This is a genomic window from Nitrospirillum amazonense (assembly GCF_007828045.1).
Classification (GTDB): Bacteria; Pseudomonadota; Alphaproteobacteria; order Azospirillales; family Azospirillaceae; genus Nitrospirillum; species Nitrospirillum amazonense_C.
On sequence record NZ_VITN01000006.1, the window covers coordinates 70,304 to 91,948 of the forward strand.

Genomic DNA, 21,645 nt, shown 5'->3' on the forward strand with positions numbered 1-21,645 from the left:
TCAGGCCAAAATATTGAACGAGGCTGCGTCATGACCGCGATCTATCCGGCCCTGGCGGGCCTGGGATATTCCGTTACCAAGAAGCCCACCTTCTCGACCAAGATCGCCACGGCGGCGTCCGGCCGGGAGACGCGCATGGCCATGTGGTCGGCGCCCATCTGGGAATTCGTGCTGACCTACGACTTCCTGCGGGACACGGCGACGGCCAACGAGCTGAGGCAGCTGCTGGGCTTCTATCTCCAGATGCAGGGCGCGTTCACGCCCTTCCTGTTCCAGGATCCGGATGACAGCCAAGCGACGGCCCAGACCATCGCGGTGGGTGACGGTGTGTCCACGTCGTTCACCCTGGTCCGCACCTTCGGCGGCTATGTCGAGCCGGTGGGCGGCGTCATCGGCGGCGTCACGGTCTATGTCGGCGGCGCCCGCCAGACCTCCGGCTACAGCGTCGCCGGCAACGTCCTGACCTTCAGCAGCCCGCCGGCCAACGGTGCCGTCATCACCGCCGATTTCCAATACGCCTTCCTGTGCCGCTTCAAGGAAGACGGCCTGGAGTTCGAGAAGTTCGCCGCCCAGCTGTGGCAGGCGAAACAGGTCAACCTGATCAGCGTGAGGGCCTGAGCCATGCGCTCCACCGACACCGCCTTCATCCAATGGCTGCGGACCACGCCCAACCTGTGGTCGGCGGACCTGTTCACCGTCACCCTGACGGCCCAGGTCAGCAACCCCAGCGCCCCCACCGGCACGGTCTGGCGCTGGACGAACACCGACCGGGCCATCAGCTACGGCGGCAACACCTGGCTGGCCACCGGGCCCCGCATCGCCCGCACCACCTGGTCCAGCAAGGCGCAACTGGAGGTGCCGCAGATGGAACTCACCATCGACAGCGCCGCCAGTGAGCTGCTGGGCGACGTGCCGGTCAACGCCTTCGTCAACAACGGTGGCTTCGACGGCGCCCGCATCCGGCTGGAACGGGCGCTGATGCCCAGCGCCAGCACCGCCGCCTTCGGCACCGTTCCGCTGTTCGAGGGCCGCGTGTCCACCGCCCTGGCCGGTCGGGCGCGGGCCACGCTGACGGTCAAGGGTGACCTGCTGCTGCTGGACCAGCAGATGCCGCGCAACCTCTACCAGGCCAACTGCCTGCACACCCTGTACGACAGCGGCTGCACCCTGCTGCGCTCCCGCTACACCTGGAGCAACAGCGTGGGCCAGGGGTCGATTGTCGGCACCATCGTACCGGCAACGCCACTGGCCGCCCTGGTCCCAGATGGGGCCGGCGCCACGGTCGATCCCCAGGCCTTCGTCCAGGGCGCCATCAGCTTCACCGGTGGCGTCAACGCCGGGGTGGTGCGAGCCATCAAGGCGGTCAGCGGCGGCAACATGGGCCTGGCTTATCCCCTGCCGCATGCCCCGGCTGTGGGCGACCCATTCACCATCACCTATGGCTGCGACCACACCGCCACCACCTGCAAGGCCCGATTCAACAACCTGGCCAACATCCGCGCCTTCCCCTACATCCCGGCAGCGGAGACGGCGGCTTGAGTGCTGCTGCACTCAATGATAGGGCAGCACCGGCGGGGTTAAGTGAACACGTCCGGGCCGCCTGAGGCTGGCCGGCACCATGTTCGCTGCCATGTCCGCCAGTTGATCCGGCGGGGGAATGATCAGGGGTAGCGGCGATCGTGCCCACTCCAGGCTTTCCACGAATTCTTCCAGCAGCAGATCGCTCCAGAAGCCTTGCGTCTTCTCTGCCATGGCTGTCCTCGCTGAAGAGGGAGGCCCGGATGGCCGGGCGACTTCAAGGCCGTAGTCTACGCCTGTTCATCCGCGCGTGTGAGCGTCAAATCAATCCGAATGGAGGCTCCGCCATGACGGACATTCCGGCTGTCGGCGGTGAAGCCGCCCAGCGCGCTGCCGTGGTCGCGGAGGCATTCAGCTGGGTGGGCACGCCTTATCACCAACTGGCCGATGTGAAGGGGGCCGGCGTCGATTGTTCCATGCTGCTGGTGCGCGTGTTCGTGGACACCGGCGTCTTGCCACCCTTCGACCCGCGCCCCTATCCGCCCGACTGGCACCTGCACCGCTCCGATGAGCGCTATATCGACTGGGCGGCGCGCTTCGGCCGGCCCTTCGATCCAGCGGAGCGGCCCCCGCAGGCCGGCGACGTAGTGCTGGCGCGCTTCGGCCGGTGCTTCAGCCACGGCGCCGTCATGACCGGCCGCTTTGAGCTGGTCCACGCCTATGCCCGGGACGGCCGTTGCGTGGTGGGCGACCTGCGCCAGTTGCCTTTCCTCGACCGTCCCCTGATCTTCTACAGCCTGTGGGGTTGATGCCATGTCCGGCCTATTCGGCGGCGGCAAGACCAATGCCGACACCAAGCCCAGTTACACCGGCCTACAGGTGCAGACCAGCGCCGCCGGCCTGCCCATCCCCTTGCTGTGGGGCACCCAACGCGCTGCCCCCAACCTGTTCTGGTACAATGATTTCACGTCCAAGGCCGTGGCCAGCGACACCGGCGGCGGCAAGGGCGGCGGGTCGCAGTCCACCACCCAGGTCTACAACTGCGCCGTGGCCATGGGCCTATGCGAGGGGGAGATTGCCGGTATTGGACGCGTGTGGGCGGACAAGACCGACACCAGCCTGGCCAAGCTGAACCTGACCCTGTTCACCGGCACCGCTGGCCAGGCGCCCTTCGCCTCGCTCTACACCAGCCATCCGGACGAGGCGCTGTCCTACCCGCACACCGCCTATGTCGCCTCACCCTCCTATGACCTGGGCAGCAGCGCCAGCCTGCCCAACCATAATTTCGAGGTGCAGTCGAACGCCGTGGCCCGCACTGGCCCCAGCGCCTTCGATGCCAACCCCGCCGACATCCTGGTCGATTTCCTGACCAATGAGCGCTATGGCGTGGGCCTGCCCCCCGATCGCATCGGGGACCTCGGCGCCTGGCGCAGCTATTGCGCCGCCGCCGGCCTGCTGATGTCGCCCCTGCTGGCGCAGCAGGAGGCCGCCAGCGATATCGTTAACCGCTGGGCCCAGTTGACCAACACCCTGATCTATTGGTCCGGCGACCAGGTGCGGGCGCTGCCGCTGGGCGATCAGGCGCTGACCGGCAACGGCGTCACCTTCACGCCCGACCTGACGCCCGTCTACGACCTGACCGATGACGACTTCATCGCCGGTTCGGGCGACGATCCGGTGACGCTCAGCCGCTCCGACCCGGCCGACGCCACCAACACCGCCAAGGTGGAATACAAGGACCGCGACAACTCTTATCAGACCGCGACGGCGGAGGTGCGCGACCTGGCGGCCATCGACGCCTACGGCCTGCGCACCGGCGACCCGGTGCAGGCCCATGAGATCTGCAACGCCGCCACGGCATCGGCCATCGCCACCCTGATCCTTCAGCGCCAGCTTTACGTCCGCAACTCCTACCAGTTCAAGCTGGCCTGGACCTTCGCCCTGCTGGAACCGGGCGACATCGTCACCCTGACCGACGCCGCCCTGGGCCTGGCCAAGTTCCCCGTTCGTGTCACCCAGATCGATGAGGATGAAGACGGCCTGCTGACCTTCACGGCGGAGGAACTGCCGGCCGGTATCGGCACGGCAACGCTCTACCCCACGCCCGTGACCAGCAACACGCCCCTGAACACCGGCGTGGACCCAGGCGACCTGGCCGACCCCGTGATCTTCGAGCCGTCGCCTGGCCTTTCTGGCGGCGTGCAGCAGGTGTGGATCGGCGCCACCGGCCTATCGCCCAACTGGGGCGGCTGTTCCGTCTGGGTGTCGGTCGATGACCTGACCTATCAGCGGGTAGGGCAGATCACGGCGCCGGCACGGCTGGGCACGCTGGGCCAGGACCTGGCGGTAGGGGCGACGGATGCCTATGTCAGCCTGGCCACCACCCGCCTGAAGCTCGCGGGCGGCAGCGCCGCCGATGCCGCCGCTGGGCGCACGCTCAGCTTGGTGGGGGCGGAGATGGTCGCCTACGGCCCGGCCATCCTGACAGGCAGCGCCGCCTATCATCTCGCTGACCTTAGCCGGGGCCTGTACGGTACCGGGGCTGTGGACCACCCGGCGGGCACGCCCTTCCTGCGGCTGGACGAGGCCGTCTTCAAGTACGACCTGCCCGCCGCCTATATCGGCCAGACGCTGTACATCAAGCTGACCAGCTTCAACATCTTCCAGGCGGCGGAGCGCAGCCTGGCGGAGGTGGACGCCTACCTCTATAACCCGGTTGGGGCGGTGGGCGTGCTCCCGGTGCCCACGGACCTGACCCTGGCGGTGGAGAACGCCGTGCTGGCCGACGGCACGGTGCAGCTGGGTATCCGTGCCCGCTGGACGCCAGCTAACGCCGGCATGTCCACGGACACCGTGCTGCGCTGGGGCGTGGCCGGCAGCGGCGGCGTCACCGACTGGCAGCAGGTCAAGGTGCCGGCCGGATCGACCGACACCCTGCTGATGCCCGTGACGCAGGCGGTGACCTATACCGTGCAGGCGGCCAGCGGCATCGGCACCGATGTGCGCTCCGCCTGGGGCCCCGCCGTCAGCATCGAGGTGGGCGGTGTCCTGGGCGGCGCCAGCGTCACCCACCTGGAGCTGTACGGCCAGGGCCTGGATACCGAGTTCGTGGGCCGGGACATCCACCTGGTGTGGCAGGGCAACTTCCCCGCCACCAGCGCCAGCCTGGGCAACCAGCCCTATGGCGCCGGGTCCGGCTATGTGAACCCGTATTTCCAGGCCTACGCCGTCACCGTCATCGAGCCGGACAGCGGCGCTGTCCTGCGCACCGACCCGGTCACGGTCGAGGAGTACTACTACACCTTCGAGATGAACGCGAAGGACGCCGGCGGCCCGCACCGCCGCCTGACCTTCAGCGTCACCATCCGCGACAAGCTGGGCGGCGAGAGCAAGGCCACCACCCTCACGGTCAACAACCCCGTTCCGGCACAGGTGCAGCTGACGGCACTGCCCACCACGGCCAGCACCCTGTTCGGCTTCATCGCGCCCACGGGCCAGGACGCGCTGGACTTCGCCGGAGTCAATGTCTGGGTGGGGCCTGCCGCGACGGTCGATACCAGCGGGGTGCCGGCGGCCAGCGGCAGCACCGCGCCGCTGGTGGTGGCTGGCCTGACGGCGGGGCAGACCTATTACGTCGTGTGCCAGACCTTCGACACCTTCGGCACGGCCGGCTGCCCCATCAGCGCGCCCTTGCAGTTCCTGGTGCCCTATGTGACCTCGGCCCAGATCGCCGCCAACACCATCGGCAAGGACAAGCTGGTGACGGACCTGGTGAACACGCTGGGCCTGGTGACCGGCGGCACCGACGTGGCCGGCAGCGTCGCGGCCCAGGTGGCGGCGGAGGCGGCGGCCCGCGTACAGGCCATCCAACTGGAGGCGGCCACGCGGGCGCAGGCCATCCTGGACAGCGCCGGCCAGTTGCAGGCCCATATCGACACCGTCAGCCAGGCGCAGCAGACCACCGCCAGCAGCCTGGCCACCACCACCACCACCCTGACGGCGGCGATCAACGGCAACGCCGCCGCCATCCAGACGGAACAGACCGCCCGGGCCAACGGCGACAGCGCCAACGCCCAATCCATCACCACCCTGGCCAGCAAGGTCAACGACCCCACCACCGGTCTGGCGGCGGCCTTCGCCGCCATCAGCAACGAGGCCAACACCCGCGCCACCGCCGACAGCGCCAACGCCAGCGCCACCAGCGCCTTGGCGGCCCAGGTGAACGACAGCAACACCGGCTTGGCGAAGACGCGGGCGGACTTGGTAGCCGAGCAGACGGCCCGGGCCAATGCCGACAGCGCCTTGTCGACCTCCATCACCAGCCTGACGGCCTATGTCGGGCCCAATCCCAATCTGTGTCCCGACATCGGGAGTTGGACGCTGGGCGCCATGTCGGCCGTCACAGAGGCCACGGCCGGCCTGATCGGCTACCTGGCCAACCCATCGGGGGTGGTGGCGGTGTCCAGCCCCTCGATGTACTGCACGGCCGGCGCGACCTACACCATCACCGGCGACAGCCATATGATCCTGAACCCGGGCGGGGCCGGCCAGGTCTACTTCGACCTGATTTTCAGGGACGCGGCCGGTAACGTCCTGCTGGATGGTCCGCAAAACCCCATCGGCACCAGTCACGGCCTGGGCGCGCCCGGCACGCGGGCGGCCCATGCCGTCAGCGCCACGGCGCCGGCCGGCACCACCCAGATGGTGGCCCGGTTCGTGGCCAGCGGCCTGAGCAACTGCACGGCCATCGCCTTCCGGCAGGTGAAGGTGGAAGGCGGCGCCGTCGCCACGGTCTACACCCAGGAAGGCCAGGCCCTGGCCACGTCCGCCGCCATCCAGACGGAGCAGACGGCCCGGGCCAATGGGGATAGCGCCCTGTCGGCCTCCATCAGCAGCCTGTCGGCCCAGGTGAATGACAGCGCCACCGGCCTGCCCAAGACACGGGCGGACCTACAAAGCGAGGTGACGGCCCGGGCCAATGGCGACAGCGCCAACGCCACATCCATCACCAATCTGTCCGCCCAGGTCAACAACAGCACCACAGGCCTGCCCGCCACCTACGCCGGCCTGCAATCCTTCCAATCGGCGCAGGCGTCGATCAACAGCGCCACCGCGTCGTCCATCAGCTCCCTGACCAGCACGGTGAACGGCAACACCGCGTCGATCTCCACCCTGCAAAGCAGCGTCAACGGCCTGAGCGCCCAGTGGGTGCTCAAGACCGACGTGAACGGCTATGTGGCCGGGATCGGGCTGGCCAACAGTGGCAGCAGCAGTACCTTCGTCATCCGCACCGACAGCCTGGCCCTGGTGCCGCCCAACAGCACCACGACGCAGTCGCCGTTCTTCGTGTCGGGCGGCCAGGTGGTGATCAACAACGCCTTCATCCAGAACCTATCGGCCAACGTCCTGACCAGTGGCACCATCGGTGCCAGCATCGTCTATGCGGGAACCATTAGTGCCCAGCAGATCAATTCCAGCAGCATCGGCGGCAAGGTGATCTGGGCCACGGCCAACGATAAAAACGATGGATCGGCAGGCATTTATATCGACGGCATCAACCGGGCCATCTGGGTATCGGATGGGCATCGCCAGCGAGCACGTTTCGGTGACATTGGCGGAGATTATGGCTTCGATGTCTGGGACCCGGCCGGCAACCTTGTGATCCAGGGCGGCAGCCTTGGAAACAATGTGGTCAACACCCCCCAGGTCAGCGGGGGCGCCGTTACCAACCATGCCGTGGCCAACAACAGCCTAAGCGCCTCCCTGACCAGCGTTTACGGCGGCACGATGCTTATCATCTTCACCGCCGTGTTCGACAGCTCGAACGAGGGGTCGCAGGGGACCCTGAACGTTACCAACCAGAACGGAAACGTGTTGGCGACCGTGCAGGCGCCGGGCGTTTACGCGGCCAACAGTGCCCGTCGGTCCGTTTACGTCCTGCGGCTGATGGCCACGGTGTCCGCCGGCACCGTGGTGACGGCAACTCTGTCCAAGCCGTCGGACATGACCTTCATCAGCCCGATCATGACCATCTCGGAGTTCCGGGTATGACCCCTTTCGTGACCTATGACGCCACCGGCCGGATCCATGCCTGGGGCGATTTGGCTGTCCCGGATGATCTTGTGGACCAGAACATTGCCGCGCAGGCCCGCGATGGCCTGAAGGCCATGCACGGTATGGGGCATCCAGATACCCATCATGTCGTGGACGGCGCGATTGAAGAGCGGCCGTCGCTGCCCATGACGGCTGACAAGGTGCAGATCGCCGCCGACGGCATCGACGCGGTGACCCTCACAGGGTTGCCGACGGGGGCCATTGTCACGCTGGATGCCCAATCGGCGACGGCCGATGGCGCCACCATGGCCATCACCACCACATTGCCGGGTCGGCATCAGGTTTCCGTGACTTGCTGGCCTTACCGTGACCTGACGCTGGAGATAACCGCCCATGTCCCGGCTTGATCACCGCCCGACCGATGAGAGGGTGCGGGCTGCCCGTGCCATCGCCTATCCCGATCAAGGCGACGTGATCGACGCCCTGTGCGAGGGCATCGAGGCGCTGGCAGGTAGCCGGCCGCTTTCGGCGAAGACGCTGGCGGTCCTGGCTGAACGGCGGGCCGTGAAAGCCCGCTACCCCAAGAGCTGAGGTCCCCATGACCCAATACACCACCGGCACCATTACCCTCACCAACGGTAGCGCCACGGTCACCGGCACGGGCACGGCCTGGCTGGCCAACCTGGCGCCGGGCGCCCTGCTGACCGTCAGCGAGGACGATCCCGTGGGCGTCGTCGCCGCCGTCACGGCCGACGGCAGCCTGACGTTGGAGATGCCCTGGCCCGGCGCCTCCTACACCAACACGGCCTATGAGGCGGTGCGGGACTTCGACCCCTCCACCGGCGCGCCCCTGCTGTCGCACGGCCTGCGCAACACCAACGTGGTGGTGAACCGCGCCATCCTGGCGCTGGGCAAGCAGACGGCCACGGCGGTCAACGCCTATGTCAACGTCCAGGCGGCCCAGGCCGCCGCCGCCACGGCCACCTCGCAGGCCGGCATTGCCGCCACCCAGGCGACAGCCGCCGCCGGCAGCGCCGCCGCCGCGCAATCCACCGCCGACAGCATCGACGGGCTGCTGGTCAGCATGGCCACGGCCTTCACCGACAGCCAGACCCGCTACGTCACCGCCATCGCCTTCCGATAAGGGGCCCGCCCATGACCGATCTCGCCACCCAAGTCGCCGGCCTCACCACCAGCGTCAACGCGCTGACCAGCGCCGTGAACGTGGCCAAGGCTACCCTGGACGCTTCTGTCAGCGCCGCCGGCACCAGCGCCACCACGGCCCAGGCGGCCGTCACCACCGCCGCGTCGTCGGCTACCGCCGCCCAGACTGCCCAGGCGGCGGCCGCGGCGGTCAGCGGACTTTCCAACCTCAACGGCTTCCTGGGCCAGATCCAGGCGTCCGCGCCTGTGGCGGTGTTCTGGTACGACACCACGCGGGACAGCGACGGTGGGGCTTGGCGAAAGCGCTGCGCGGCCAAGAGTTGGGCGACGATGGCGCTCGGCACCTCCACCCGCGGCAGTCGGGCGGATTTTCCGGCGCAGGCGCTGTTTGTCGTGGATAGCAACAATATCGTCACGCTCTACGACTGCGACCAGTCGACGCCTGCTATGTGGGCGAAAATCGGAGGGCCCGGAAAGGCGGTCGATCTCTCGGGGGGCGTCGCTGCGATCTGGGCATTTAACGGGGTAATGTGGGTTGGGGGTGCCAACGGCTTGTTTACGGTGCCGTTCGTCGGTTCCGAAATGATCACGCGGTCAACGGCTGGCGGGACGGCGCCCCGCGCCTACGGCGTGGCCAATGCCAATGCCGCGTCGATGACGGAGGTCAATGTTCCTGGCGCGGCCGCCCTCGTGGGAAACACGGTGACTGCCGTCGCGGCGGTGACGCTTTCCGGTGCTCCCATCGACCGCGCCACCGGCTTGCCCAAGCCCACAGTCGCCGTGGCGACCACCTCCGGCATCAGCGTCATCCACGCGTCGGGACAGGTGGTGTCCTTAACTGGCGTGGCGGCGTCATCGCTGTCACTTGACGGCGCGGCCGGACTGCTCCGCTTCGCGGAAGCCGGAAATCAGGGCGTTAATGTAGGCCCTATCCCATACGTGACGACAACAGCGTCGGCTTGGCGAGCCATTCGATATTCAACCGCATCCATCCCTACTATCGGCATCGCATGGTCGAAGCCGTTGGCGCCACTGCCGGGCGGATTTGCGCTTGGGGCCCCTGATGGCACGGCACCTTTGACACTGGTGTCCGAGGACCCGGTTAACCCTGCCGCCGGCATGGTTGCCTTTATCACCGCCCCTGCCAACACCGCCAACGGCGGCGGCGCCTTCAACACGGGCATGATCGTGGGCGATTGCCGCCTGGCGCTGTCCTCGACCAGTACGGCCAGCATGGCAGCCAGCGGGGAGCTGGTCAGCAATGGCACGTTCACCTCGACCACCGGCTGGATTGCCGCCAATGGCGCCACCCTGACGGCCAGCGGTGGCACCCTGACGATCACCAGTACCGGTACCGATTGGGGCGGGGCCTATCAGACGCTGACCGGCCTGGCGGCGGGGAAAACGTACCTGGTGCAGGTCGCCATCGGCGCGGGCACCTACGCCGGCGCTGTGCGGATAGGGGTCGGCACTGCCCCCGGCGACGACAGCTATGGCTACATGGACAGCATAGCCGCCCGGCCCGTCTCGGTCCTGGCGCAAGTCACGGCCACATCTGCCGGCACGGCCTATATACAGGTCGGCGGCGCGACGGGGTTCCTATCTGGGCAGACAGTCCTGGTCAGTCAGGTTTCTTTACAGCTTGCCGAGCCTGACCGGTCCGCAAAGGCCGTGGGCATGCGCGTGGCCGGCACCCTGACCAAGGCTCTGGTGGCCACCACGACCGACCTGTCGGCTTGGAGTGGGTTCTCGACATCAAATTATCTGTACCAGCCCTACAACTCCGGGCTGGATTTCGGTGCCGGGGATTTCAGCGTGGCCCTCTGGGTAAAATGCACATCTGCGGCCAATGTGCAGTTGCTGTTTGGCCGCCGTGGCGCCACCGGCGCCTGGTGGCAGGGGTATTTGCTCAATTCCACGGGGCAGGTCAGGCTGGGCATCAACGACGGCACCAGCTTCGCCAACACGACGTCCAGCCGGGGAGTGGCGGATGGCGTATGGCATCAGCTGGTTTTCGTGATGCGCGCCCGCACGGCTGAGATTTGGATCGATGGGGTGCGCGATGTCGCGTTCTCCTATTCCACCTTCGGCTCGCTAAGCTCCACGTCGGCGCCTTTCACCGTCGGGGCGCTCTATGATGGCAGCCAAATTGCCGACAGCAGCGCCATCACCCTGCTGCGCATCAGCGCCACCGCCGCCACCCCCGAGCAGATCGCCCGGATGTACGCGGACGAGCGGCCCCTGTTCCAGCCGGGCGCCAAGTGCGTGCTGGGCGGCACCTCCGCCGCCGTCCAGGGCCTGGCGCATGATCCCGACACCGGCGCGCTTTATGCCGCCAAGGGCGACGGCACGTCGGTGTTCCAGGGACTGGTCCGGATCGCGCACCTGACCGGTCTCGCGACCACGAGCAACAGCGACAACCACACGGCGGTGTCCGCCCGCCAGGGCGGGTATGTCATCGCCACGGCCAACCAGGCTGTGGCCAGCCAGCCGGCCATCACCTTCCGCGACCGTATCCTGGCGGACCGGGTGCCGGTGGCGCCAATCGACCCCAACCGCGTGGCCTTCCCGGCCGTCGCCACTACCGACGCCACGCCCACGGTGGTCGCTCGTCTGCCGTTGGCCGAGGGCGATGAGCTGCAGCTGTTCGTCGACGTCGAGGCTACCGAGTACGGTGCCACGCCGACTGAGCGCATGGGCTATCAGCGCCGGGCCCGTGTCTACCGCCTGCCCAACGGCAACGTTACGGTGGCCACCGTCCAGACGCTGGGCACGGACTATGAAAGCGCCACCACCACCTGCGACGTGACGGTAGTGGCCGACACCACCTCGCAGACGGTCTGCGTCCAAGCCACCGGCGTGGCTGCCAAGCGCTTGGCCTGGTCCGCCCTGGTACACGTTAACCGCAGCGGTGCCACCCGCTACGCCGCCTGATAGGAGGGGCCAACCATGATCCGTGCGACCGACATGATCGACGCCTACAAGGGCAATAGTTTGGTTTACCGCTGGGGCTTCGCGGCCGGCTTACCGCGCTGTGCCGACCCCCCGGTGGACGTGGCCACGGCTGATCTAGCCGATTTGGCCGGCCAACTGGCCATCAACCGGGCTGCCCGGCTGATTCAGGCAGAGTTGGACGCCTATGACGATGCCCTCGCCCTCAGCCTTCGCCCGGAGCCGGACGCCACCGTACCGGAACAGGACGGCGCTGGGGATTTGCCCGCTAGGTCGCTTAATCCCCTCCATGCCGCCTGGGTCGCTGCCGGCGCCCTGGTTGCCGGCGCGTCCGTTGGGCTCAAGCATCTAGTCCGCACCCGAGACCAGATGTTGGAAAGGGATCCGGCCACGGATCTGCCGGTCGAGGCGCCATATGTTTGGCTGATACCGCCACCGCCGATTTTCGATCCGGCGACCCAAACCATCGACTTGATGGGCGAGGCATGGTCCGAGGCCCGGGGCATGTCGACCGAGGAAGCGGCCAATTGGCACGCTTTGATGCGCGTCCGCTGGCCGCGCACCATGACCCCGCGGGATGTCATCGTCTTCCTGCTGACACCGGAGGAATGGCTAGCCATTTCCACAAGCTCGGATGCCGATGTGCGGGCGACCCGCCAGGCGGCGCTGGGCGCCAATACGGTTGATCTCGACAATCCCGCTACCGCGGCCGCGCTCCAGGTGTTTCAGATGGCGGGGCTGCTCTCACCCGAGCGGGTGAAGGCCATCCTGGCGGGCGAGCGCCTGGCTTGAGAATCGGTTATCCCCCATCCGTCGTCCGCCCGCCTTTGGCGGCTTTTTATTCTGATAAGGATCGGTGAGCACATGGACATCGCCGCAGGAGAAACCCCCTTGGCGATCAGCGCCACCTTGGGCTCCACGCTGGCCATCGCTGTTTCCGCCCTGGCTCACCGCAGCTCGCGCCGACGGCGGGCCGAAGAGGAAGAAGACGGTGGCCTGGCGGAACGGGTAGCGGTCTTGGCCAGCCGCTTGGAACGGGCGGAGCGTGATATCGCCAATGACAAGCAGGGACGGCAGGCCTTCGCCGCAGCTCAGGGCGAAATGAAAGCTGTCGTCGTCCAGCTGGCGGCGCTGGCCACCCAGATTGAGGCCTTGGGCACCAAGCTGGACAGGCAAAGCCAGAACCTGACCCGCGCGCATGAGCGCATTGACGATTTGCACCGCTTGGCCGCCAACCAATTTGCGCAAGGGGTGGTCTGACCCGAGGTTGCGTCCCTTTCAACCATCCGAACGATAGGATGACATCGATGACCTTGGATACGATGGCGCTGGCTGCCGACCTGCGCCGTGACGAAGGCGTTCGCCTCAAACCTTACACGGACACTGTTGGAAAGCTGACCATCGGTGTTGGCCGCAACCTGAGCGATGTCGGCTTGTCGGCCGCTGAAGTCGATGCCCTGCTGGCAAACGACATAGCCCGCGTTATAGCGGAGCTGGGCCGCGCTTTGCCCTGGTGGCGCACCCTTTCCGAGGCGCGGCAGCGCGCCCTGGCCAATATGGCATTCAACATGGGCGTCCCCACCCTGCTTACTTTTCATACGACCCTGGGTCATCTCCAGGCGGGCCGGTTCGACGCGGCGGCGGAATCCGCCCTTGCCTCTCGTTGGGCCGGCCAAGTCGGCGCCAGGGCCAGCCGCGTCGCGGCGCTGCTCAAGGCCGGCTGAGTGACGTCATGGGAGTCTCGCCTATGGGTATTTTACAGGACATCCTATCGCCGGCCAGCGGCGTGATCGGTCCGGTTGTGACCAAGCTGCTGAACTTCATTCCGGATCCGACCGCCCGCGCACAAGCCGAGGCCGCCGCTTACAAAGAGGCCGCCGACCGGATCCAGCAATTGGATCTGGCCCAGTTGGAGGTCAATCGTGCCGAAGCTGGCAACAACAGCGTTTTTGTCGCTGGGTGGCGTCCCTTCATCGGTTGGGTGTGTGGCGCCGCGCTGGCCTATCAGTACATCGCCATGCCGCTGCTCGTCTGGGTGGCTGGATTGGCTGCTGGCCATGCCGTGATTCAGCCCCCCAAGCTTGATGATCAGTTGACAACAATTTTACTCGGTATGCTGGGCCTTGGCGGCCTGAGGACCTTGGAAAAGGTCAAAGGCGTCAAGTAACGTCTCCACACCATGTCGACAAAGCCCCCCGGGGTGGCCTTCCCGAGTGATTCGGAAAGGCCACCCCGGGGGCTTTTTGCTTGGGAAATTAGCGTTTCAGTAAGAACTCGCGTCCCATTTTGACGCGGGCCACGCCATCATAAGCGACAATGTCGGCGGTGGCATAGGTTTCCCCCCAATGTTCGGGCAAGAAGCTGCCAGTGCCCACCACGTCGATGGGCGCCTGGGCATCAGCCATGACCCGGCACTTGGCGGGGCTGAAACCGCTTGAGGCGACGATGCGCACCTTCGTGAAGCCAGCTTGGTCCAGGTTCTCGCGTACCCAGTGCAGACCGGCGGCGGAAACGCCTGCACCGATCAGGTAGCGCAGCTCGGTTTCATCCCGGTATCCCCGGATGCTGTCCGGTGCGCGGCGCTCCAACACTGCGTAGCTTTGCGGAGGATCCAAGCCCTCGATAAAGCGTCCGCCGGGTGTGTCCAGGCGTACCGACAGCCTGCCCGCGGCGGCCAGCTCAGGGAAACGCCGGCATACCGTGAGCGTGTCGCTGACCTCACGGCCGAAATAATCCACCAGCACGGTCATCGCTTCGCCGGGGAAGGTATCGTGATAAAGCTCGGCTGCCTTGACGGTGGAACCGGCGTAGCCGATCAGCGCGTGCGGCATGGTACCGAAGCCGTGGGTTTGGCCGAAATAGTGGGCGGTCGCATCGGTGGCGTTGCCGATGAAGCCGATGGCGCCGACCTTGCGCTTGGCCCGTTCGGAGCCGACGCTGGCGGCATAGGCCATCAGGTCGGCCATTTCGGTACCGGCGCAATGGCGGGCGTCCATGGCCAGGAAGGCGGATTTAGGCAGGCCCGCGCTCATTACGAAGGCGTTATGAGCAGCGACACAAGCGGGGCCCAGCTTCATCAAGAACAGGGTTTCCAACTCCGCGAGCTGTGAGAAGGGCCCCGTGATCCACATCATGGGTTCGCCAGCACCCACCCACTGCCCTTCGTGGTAGCGGACCTCGATTTCCGGTGTGAAGCCCCGGTCCGCCGCCACCAATTTAAGCCAGTCCAGCGCCAGCCGGGGGGCGAACACCACGGGCCGCCGCATGAAAACGGCGTAGGTGACGGGAACGTCGCCGTGCCGCTCCACGATGGTACGGGTGCGCTTGAAATAGACGTCGGTCCATCGACCAACGGCGTCCGCCGGGGGCCAGGCCTGAGCGGTTTCCCCGGGGGGCGTTGTCATGACGACGCTGGGCGCCATCACTTCCTTATTATCCTCGGCCATGTGGCCATCCTTCCGTCGTCCTCAGGACATGCGCTGGGCGATCATAGACGATGGTCGGTGGGCTTGGGCAAGCCGCGTTATAGGTGGACGTGGAACCGCGCCCCCTTACTGCGGCTTGTCGGGGTTGACGGAAGGTGGCGTCTGGCCATAGGCGCGGGCATAAGCGCCCAGTGCTGTCTCGTGCACATTCTGCTGAATTTCAGCGATCAAACCGCGCACACGGGCGAAGGCCGCATTGGCGGCCCCCGCATCGAAGGGCTGCGCTTTCAACTGCTGCACCGCCTCGCGGCGGGCATCCCGCAGTTGTTGCAGTTGGACCTGCGACAGATCCTGGTGGGCCGCGATGGCATCCTTCAGGAAGGGCAGCACTTGCTCCGGCGCGTTCTTCACGAACAGGTCATAGGGGCCCGGGCGGGTGTTGTTATTGGGGTTGGCATCACCACGGACAACATTCACCCGGCCCAGCGGGCGGACGCCATCCAGGCGCTGACCCACGACCATGCCCGCGACCAGCAGATTGATTGAGATGGAAATGGCCAGCAGGACAATCACCAGCTTGGACAAGGTGGGGCTTCCAGGGGAAGTGCCCGGGTCGGAATGCGCACGCCCCTCGGTCACTGTCCAATCTCCGTATCGATTTCAGTCATGGCCTTCATGTATTCGGTCGTGGCGGAGGTTCGCGAGTCGCTGAATGGCAAAGCCAAGGGGGAAACGCCATGCACCCCCAACACGACGCCGACCACGGCTGCCGCCAGTCCGGACACCAGGGCGGCGGGAATACCGCCCGCCCAGACCGCGCGGCTTCCGCCGGCGAAGGTTGGGGTTCGGCCGGGCAGTTCTGCTCGCGGGCCGGGCAACCTACGGCCTGTCATTCGGGTGGCTGGCCGCCCCCCGGTCGCGGTGTTGGGAATGGCCAGAATGGCGCGACGCAGTTCGGCGCTGGCCTGATCAAGGGGCATAACCGTCAGCGCCCGTTCGGCCAAGCCAGCCTGGGTCAGCACGACCCGCGCCGCATCCGATTGGGCCAACAGGCCGGCTGCTCGGGGGCGGTCCGCCACCGGCCACAACTCCGGGTCCGGGCCGTGCAGGTCGACCAGATCCTCGAATTCCGCGATCGTCATCATACCGTCCATCATCGCGGCCCTCCCGTCCGTGAGCGTCGACCGTCCTGGGCATCGGATGGCGCCAGGGGCGCCAATGTCGCTCGCAAGGCGCGCCGGGCCCGCACCAACAGGGTTTCCAGCGCGCCAACGCTTACTTCCATAGCGGCAGCGGCTTCGGCGTTGCTCAGGCCCGCATCATAGCACAAGGAAATGGCGGCCCGTTGCCGTTCGGGCAGATCATCGACCGCTCGCGCCACCAACCGACCGAGTTCCGAGCGCTCCACCAGGGCGACGGCGTCAAGGGATGGGTCCACCGGTTCGGGTACGTTTTCGAGCGTGTCGTGTACCGGCCGGCGTTTGCGGTCCAGGCATAGGTTCACGGTGATTCGGTAGAACCACGTGGAAAAGCGGGCCTCGGCCGGCCGGAAACGCTCAGCATGTTGCCACAAGCGCAGGAAGGCTTCCTGCGCCACGTCCTCCGCCTCGGCCGCCCCACCCAGGACGCGGCGCGCCAACGTGACCGTCCGGTCCAAATGCCGATCCGTCAGCACCCGGAAGGCTTGCGCGTCGCCCTGGGCAACCCGGCCGACCAGGTATTCATCACTGCTGGTGGCCAGGTTCTGGCCATCGCTCCGCTGCACAGGGTCGCCTTTGCCGTCCCGGGTGAAGGGAAGCCCCATCAGGCCGCCCACTCGCGTAGTTAGACCAATCGCGGCCTTTGCGCCAGAGAGGCCATAGGCGTAGCCCTGCCCGCCGGATGAGGGCACAGCTGTGACGGTCGAACTGCGGGAAGGGAAAGATGGGGACATGGGGACGGCATCCCTTGCGGATTTTGCCTGTTTAGGTTGTGCGGCCGCAGACGGTGGAGGGAAGGTCAAGTGGTGGCGCCACCTGAAAAGCCGTCTACGCCTGTGACACAAACTTGGCTATGGTACGTCAGGCTATCGGACAACCCTGCGCTATCTAGGGGTGCGACAGAACGGACAGGCGGCGGTCAATATCATTTTGTATGTCTGCTCGCGAAAGTGGTGCGCGCTATTAGTTAATCAATGTGATCAAATATGATACCTTTCCCGCGCATGAAGATTACCGGGCGAAGCGTCGCGGACGGGTGGGGCGTGGAACGGACAGGGACGGGGCGGTGCGGGCGGACGGACTGCTGTCATGAGCTTGGCGGAGCGGGAACGGAAGACCAAGGGCGTCATCTTCGGACGCAGCCTCAACCACCGGCCGGAACCGGTGGCGGGGGAAAGCGTCGCCTCGCCCCTTCGCCTGACCGACGTGGAATATTTCACCCTGCCGCAGAAATCGTGGCGGGATCAGTTCCGCCTGTTTCTGCAGGCCAGCGGCCTGTCCACCATCCCCATGATGACCCGGCTGCGCTGGCAGGCGCATGACACTATCGAGTGGCTGCAGGCTTCTCTGCTCGGCAAGGGGCGGGCCAAGCGCGTCGCCATCACGCATCCCGTGCAGTTGCTGCCCGCGATGGAATTCCTGATGGGCTTGCCGCCGGATCTGGATGTGGAGCGGCGTATGATCCAGACCCTGGTGGGTCGTGCGCTGATCGATTATCGCAAGCGCATCAGCCAGGAGCGAGAAAAGCCTCTACTGTTTGCCCGCGAGGCATCGAACTACTTCTACGCTGGATTCAAAGATCAACAGTTGATCTCAAAAGTCTCCGCCCCTAGCGAACAGTTCTTCATCGTTCAGCGCATCTATGACAATTATTATTATTTCCGTCTATTCTATATATGCTCGATCATTTCGCGGGAGCCGGCGGAAGGGGCGAACAAGTTGTTCTCAAAATTCATGCGATCTTCTTTTTTTCTATCGACGGTGCAGGATGATGGCACGCTGGCCGCCAAGCCCTCCTACCGTTCCCTGCCACCCAAGGACCACGTGGTCTACCTGGCTAAGCGCGACAATGCCCTGCAGGCGCGGTTGCGCGAGGATTCCGGCCTGCGTACGGAGCTGCAGTCCGTCCTGCGCTATTTCCGTCCCTTAAGGGGCTAAGGTCATTGCCTGGGCCGGTCGATCCCGGCCACTATGCCCCGGCGGTTGGTTTAACACCGGTGGACAGGATGGATGAGGAGGTTCCGGGCTTTAGCCTGTCGGTACATGAGGGGGTGGCCACCCTGACGGTGGATCGCCCTGACAAGCACAACGCGCTGTCGCTGGAGATGTGGCTGGCCCTGCCCGGCTTCATTCATGGGCTGGGGACCGATCCCGAGGTACGGGTGGTGGTACTGACCGGTGCCGGTGGCACCGCGTTTTCCGCTGGGGCCGATATTGCCGAATTCGCCGAGCTTTTCGCCACGGCGGAAGGCACCGCCCGTTTCAACGCCGCGGTGCGATCCGCCAACCAGGCGCTGGAGCGCTGCCCGAAGCCCACCATCGCCATGGTGCGGGGACTATGCGTGGGTGGCGGCTGCGGCTTGGCGCTGCATTGCGATCTGCGCTTCGCCGGGGCTGGCGCCCGCTTCGGCATCACCCCGGCCAAGCTGGGGTTCGTCTACCCGTTCGAAGACACGAGGCGCCTGGTCGACCATGTCGGGCCCGCCCGTGCCAAGGATCTGCTGTTCAGCGGCCGGATGGTCCGGGCGGAGGAAGCGCTGGCTATCGGCCTGGTGGACCGGGTGGTGGAGGACGCCGCGCTGGCGGACGCGGTGCGCGAATACGCGGCGACCCTGTGCGGCCTATCGCAATTCTCCATCCAGGCGGCCAAGCGCATCATCCAGGCCGTCCAGGATGGCGCCACGGCCGCCACCGATGCCGGTGCCGCCACTTTCCTGGAAGAGGCCGCCCGCAACGTGGATTTCGAGGAGGGACGCCAGGCCTTCCTGGCCAAGCGCCGGCCTACCTTCACTTGGCGGGGTTGGGGGCGCTAGCCGCGTCAACCGGGGACGCCAGGTCGCGGTATGCCGGATCGGCGGCCTCTTGCCGGCCCCAAACCGGATTAGCCGCGGCCATGCGCGCCAGGTAATCGTGCACGGCGATGGTGTCGCCCAGCGCCAGTGCCACCCGGGCGGCGCGGCGCCACACCCGATCCCAGCCATGGGCCAATTGGGTTGCTTCGGCGAGCGCCTTCCGCGCCCCGGTGGTGTCGCCCTTGCGGGCTGCCCTGTCAGCGAGAATCACCGCTTGCCAGGCATGGTGGCGTTCCACCAGAGCTCGCAAGTCGGGCAGAGGTTGGCTGCTGGCGTCCACGCGGTAGTCCAAATCCAAGGGGAAGCCACTGGGTGTGCGCACCACCAAGGCGGCGGACAGTTTGCCGATGCTCTGGCCACCCGCCGCCTGGCCAGCCTCCAGCGCCGCCAGCAGCCTATCCTCCAACCCGCCCCGCGTGGCCTTGTAGGCATCCTCCATGGCCGTCAGCACGGCGGGGCCCGCCAAACCGTTGCCCTGCACGGCATAACCTGGCCCGCGCCTGTCTCCAGCGTAAGCGGACGCCATCGCATCGCGTCCGGTGAAGACGGCGGTGCGTCCTTGGGCGTCGACCAGAGCCACCTGGCGCGCTTCCACCCCCTCATCATCGAAATCGCCATCCTCCCGCAGCAGGATGGCCAGCGCATCGGCCGGGGCATGGCCGGCGGCCATCAGGGCCAGGCCCTTGGGGCCCATGGCCGGGTTGGTTTCGAACTGCGTGACGACGGCCACGCCGCAGCGGTCTTGGTCGCAGGCGATGATGGAGAAGGTGGCGCCCGCCGGTGCCGTCGCGGCCAGCAGACCGGCCAGGGCCAGGGGGACCAACCACCACCGCATGGGCATCAGCGCACCAGGAAGCAGGTGCGGCCCTGGCAGCGGACGTAAACCGCCAGGTCCTTCCCGTTCTGGCAGGTGATCTTGTAGACGATGTCGGGATTGTTGCCGACGAAGCGCTGCACCGCCTCCACCTTGTTCGGCTTGCAACTGGCCTCCAGCGCCACCGATTTGGCCTCCGCCTCCGATTCCGCCGCCAGAGCGCCGCCGGCCGTCCCCGTCACCACACCGGTCAGTAACAGGGCGGCCAGTAACAGGACGACCATCCGCCTCGCAGGGCGGGAAAGGCTGTGGAGGAAGGTCCGCATCTGTCACTCGTCTCGGGGAGGGGCCGTCCTGGGAACGGGCGTCCTGTCATCGAGCGCGATGGTACCACCGGCGAGCGGCCGCCGTCACGGTGGTGGCAGGCGTTCGGCCGTCGCCCCAACCAGGGCCGCGCTTCTACGCAAGAGGGCGACACTTATATTTCTTAGGGGGTAAATTTCGGGCAGACGTAATGGCTTTTATCACAAATGTGACGAGAACTACCCACATTGCGTAAGGTAAAACTCATCTGAAATACATACGTCTACGGAGGAAGCCTATATTGACGGAAAAGTCATGCTCATGAGGAACTTAGGATTGAGCACCGTAAGCCGGGGCAGGCCGGCCGCGCGGCATATTTGCGAGAGGGCGTTATGGGTATGCAGACGACCCGGGGTTCCGGCCTAACGCTGGATGAATACCGGCAGATGGAGGAATCCCTGCTGGCCACGGCCAAGGGCCGTGATTTCTTCTATGAGGTTCAGCGCCGCGCCCGCTCGGTGGAGGCTGATGAACTTCGGCGCACCGTCGCCAGCGTCCAGCGGTTGATCGCGGCCTCGCGCAATGACGCGGCGCCGGCCGCAACCGGCGGCCAGCTGGGCAATCCGGAGATCGCTTTCCTGAAGGCGGAGGTGGAGGCCATGGCCAACACCATCCGTTTGGTGAAACGTGAAATCGCGGCCATCAAGCCCAGCGATCCCAAGGCCGACCGCATCAGCGCCGCCACCTCGGAGCTGGATGCCATCGTCACCGCGACGGAGGAGGCGACCAACCGCATCCTGACCACGGTGGAACGCATGACCGGTGCCCTGCGTCGTCTGCGCCCGGGCCGCATGGTCGATGGTCAGTTGCTGACGGCGCTGGAGAACGCCTGCATGGACGTGATGATGGCCTGCTCGTTCCAGGACATCTGCGGCCAGCGCACCGCCAAGGTGGTGAACACCCTGAGCTATATCGAGGAGCGCGTGGGCGTGATCACCGGCCTGTGGCGCACCCTGCCTCAGGCTTCAACCACGCCGGCCATGCCGCCGGCGGATGCCCCGCGCGAGGTGCTGCTGCCGTATAAGCATGACGACGCCCGGCCCGATGCCCATCTGCTGCATGGTCCCGCCCTGCAGGCGCCGTCGCAGACCACCATCGATGCCCTGTTCAGTGCCGTTTCGCCCACGCAAGCGGTGGCGGCGCAGCCGGCCGCGCCGGTGAAGGATGTGGTCATCCCCAGCACCACCGGCCTGTCGGCTGATGCTTTGCGCACCCAGCAGGAAATCGACGCGTTGTTCGAGGGGGCCCATTAGAGCGGATCGCCTAAAGGCGGGATCGCGTTTAGGCGTGGATCCGCTCGCGGA

Annotated in this window: 22 protein-coding genes; 15 read left to right on the forward strand and 7 right to left on the reverse strand. The window is 66.3% G+C overall.

The window, feature by feature from the left end; genetic code table 11:
• Positions 1-30: 30 nt before the first annotated feature.
• Both FBZ89_RS11855 and FBZ89_RS11860 read left to right on the forward strand, forming a co-directional pair.
• Positions 31-618 carry a DUF2460 domain-containing protein gene (locus FBZ89_RS11855; protein ID WP_145750199.1) on the forward strand — a complete coding sequence of 196 codons (588 nt, stop codon included), beginning with the start codon at positions 31-33 and terminating at the stop codon, positions 616-618.
• A 3-nt stretch (positions 619-621) separates the two neighbouring features.
• On the forward strand, positions 622-1,539 hold the full coding sequence (locus FBZ89_RS11860; protein WP_145750200.1) for a DUF2163 domain-containing protein: 918 nt from the start codon (positions 622-624) through the stop codon (positions 1,537-1,539).
• 12 nt (positions 1,540-1,551) lie between these two features.
• On the opposite strand, the gene FBZ89_RS11865 is transcribed toward FBZ89_RS11860, so the two are convergent.
• The gene (locus FBZ89_RS11865; RefSeq protein WP_145750201.1) at positions 1,552-1,752 is read right to left on the reverse strand and encodes a hypothetical protein; all 201 of its coding nucleotides are present in this window, start codon (positions 1,750-1,752) and stop codon (positions 1,552-1,554) included.
• A gap of 113 nt (positions 1,753-1,865) precedes the next feature.
• On the opposite strand from FBZ89_RS11865, the gene FBZ89_RS11870 reads away from it, so the two are divergent.
• The 10 genes from FBZ89_RS11870 to FBZ89_RS11915 all read left to right on the forward strand — a co-directional run bounded on the left by FBZ89_RS11870 (position 1,866) and on the right by FBZ89_RS11915 (position 13,855).
• Positions 1,866-2,327 (forward strand): C40 family peptidase, encoded by a 462-nt coding sequence (locus tag FBZ89_RS11870; RefSeq protein ID WP_145750202.1) that lies wholly within the window; start codon positions 1,866-1,868, stop codon positions 2,325-2,327.
• 4 nt (positions 2,328-2,331) lie between these two features.
• Positions 2,332-7,569, forward strand: coding sequence for a phage tail protein (locus FBZ89_RS11875; protein WP_145750203.1), 5,238 nt, complete (start codon positions 2,332-2,334; stop codon positions 7,567-7,569).
• Entirely contained in the window at positions 7,566-7,979 is a 414-nt protein-coding gene (locus FBZ89_RS11880; protein WP_145750204.1) for a hypothetical protein, read from the forward strand. The genes FBZ89_RS11875 and FBZ89_RS11880 overlap by 4 nt, the downstream gene beginning before the upstream one ends.
• Positions 7,966-8,163: a hypothetical protein gene (locus FBZ89_RS11885; protein ID WP_145750205.1), complete on the forward strand. Its 198-nt coding sequence runs from the start codon at positions 7,966-7,968 to the stop codon at positions 8,161-8,163. The genes FBZ89_RS11880 and FBZ89_RS11885 overlap by 14 nt, the downstream gene beginning before the upstream one ends.
• A gap of 7 nt (positions 8,164-8,170) precedes the next feature.
• On the forward strand, positions 8,171-8,716 hold the full coding sequence (locus FBZ89_RS30855; RefSeq protein WP_186457314.1) for a hypothetical protein: 546 nt from the start codon (positions 8,171-8,173) through the stop codon (positions 8,714-8,716).
• Positions 8,717-8,727: 11 nt separating this feature from the next.
• Positions 8,728-11,670, forward strand: coding sequence for a LamG domain-containing protein (locus FBZ89_RS11895; protein WP_145750206.1), 2,943 nt, complete (start codon positions 8,728-8,730; stop codon positions 11,668-11,670).
• Positions 11,671-11,685: 15 nt separating this feature from the next.
• Entirely contained in the window at positions 11,686-12,480 is a 795-nt protein-coding gene (locus tag FBZ89_RS11900) for a hypothetical protein (protein ID WP_145750207.1), read from the forward strand.
• A 72-nt stretch (positions 12,481-12,552) separates the two neighbouring features.
• Positions 12,553-12,948 (forward strand): hypothetical protein, encoded by a 396-nt coding sequence (locus FBZ89_RS11905; RefSeq protein WP_145750208.1) that lies wholly within the window; start codon positions 12,553-12,555, stop codon positions 12,946-12,948.
• Between the two features lie 47 nt (positions 12,949-12,995).
• Complete coding sequence (locus tag FBZ89_RS11910) at positions 12,996-13,412, forward strand: glycoside hydrolase family protein (protein ID WP_145750209.1); 417 nt, start codon at positions 12,996-12,998, stop codon at positions 13,410-13,412.
• Between the two features lie 23 nt (positions 13,413-13,435).
• Complete coding sequence (locus FBZ89_RS11915; protein ID WP_145750210.1) at positions 13,436-13,855, forward strand: 3TM-type holin; 420 nt, start codon at positions 13,436-13,438, stop codon at positions 13,853-13,855.
• Between the two features lie 88 nt (positions 13,856-13,943).
• Here FBZ89_RS11915 and FBZ89_RS11920 read toward each other — a convergent pair whose 3' ends face one another.
• The 4 genes from FBZ89_RS11920 to FBZ89_RS11935 form a co-directional block, all read right to left on the reverse strand.
• The gene (locus tag FBZ89_RS11920) at positions 13,944-15,092 is read right to left on the reverse strand and encodes a beta/alpha barrel domain-containing protein (protein ID WP_186457338.1); all 1,149 of its coding nucleotides are present in this window, start codon (positions 15,090-15,092) and stop codon (positions 13,944-13,946) included.
• 147 nt (positions 15,093-15,239) lie between these two features.
• Complete coding sequence (locus tag FBZ89_RS11925) at positions 15,240-15,698, reverse strand: periplasmic heavy metal sensor (protein ID WP_145750212.1); 459 nt, start codon at positions 15,696-15,698, stop codon at positions 15,240-15,242.
• A gap of 50 nt (positions 15,699-15,748) precedes the next feature.
• The gene (locus FBZ89_RS11930) at positions 15,749-16,270 is read right to left on the reverse strand and encodes a hypothetical protein (protein ID WP_145750213.1); all 522 of its coding nucleotides are present in this window, start codon (positions 16,268-16,270) and stop codon (positions 15,749-15,751) included.
• A complete protein-coding gene (locus FBZ89_RS11935) occupies positions 16,267-16,917 on the reverse strand; it encodes an RNA polymerase sigma factor (RefSeq protein ID WP_145616773.1) in 651 nt (216 codons plus the stop codon). The genes FBZ89_RS11930 and FBZ89_RS11935 overlap by 4 nt, the downstream gene beginning before the upstream one ends.
• Positions 16,918-17,401: 484 nt before the next feature.
• Here FBZ89_RS11935 and FBZ89_RS11940 point away from each other — a divergent pair, with 484 nt between their 5' ends.
• Positions 17,402-18,250: a hypothetical protein gene (locus tag FBZ89_RS11940; RefSeq protein WP_145750214.1), complete on the forward strand. Its 849-nt coding sequence runs from the start codon at positions 17,402-17,404 to the stop codon at positions 18,248-18,250.
• A 68-nt stretch (positions 18,251-18,318) separates the two neighbouring features.
• Entirely contained in the window at positions 18,319-19,125 is an 807-nt protein-coding gene (locus FBZ89_RS11945; RefSeq protein ID WP_145750215.1) for an enoyl-CoA hydratase-related protein, read from the forward strand.
• Here FBZ89_RS11945 and FBZ89_RS11950 read toward each other — a convergent pair.
• Both FBZ89_RS11950 and FBZ89_RS11955 read right to left on the reverse strand, forming a co-directional pair.
• On the reverse strand, positions 19,100-19,999 hold the full coding sequence (locus FBZ89_RS11950) for a DUF1028 domain-containing protein (RefSeq protein WP_145750216.1): 900 nt from the start codon (positions 19,997-19,999) through the stop codon (positions 19,100-19,102). The two genes, FBZ89_RS11945 and FBZ89_RS11950, sit on opposite strands and share 26 nt — an antisense overlap.
• Before the next feature lie 5 nt (positions 20,000-20,004).
• A complete protein-coding gene (locus FBZ89_RS11955; RefSeq protein ID WP_145750217.1) occupies positions 20,005-20,262 on the reverse strand; it encodes a hypothetical protein in 258 nt (85 codons plus the stop codon).
• A gap of 417 nt (positions 20,263-20,679) precedes the next feature.
• Here FBZ89_RS11955 and FBZ89_RS11960 point away from each other — a divergent pair, with 417 nt between their 5' ends.
• A complete protein-coding gene (locus tag FBZ89_RS11960; RefSeq protein WP_145750218.1) occupies positions 20,680-21,594 on the forward strand; it encodes a protein phosphatase CheZ in 915 nt (304 codons plus the stop codon).
• The last annotated feature ends 51 nt before the right edge of the window (positions 21,595-21,645 follow it).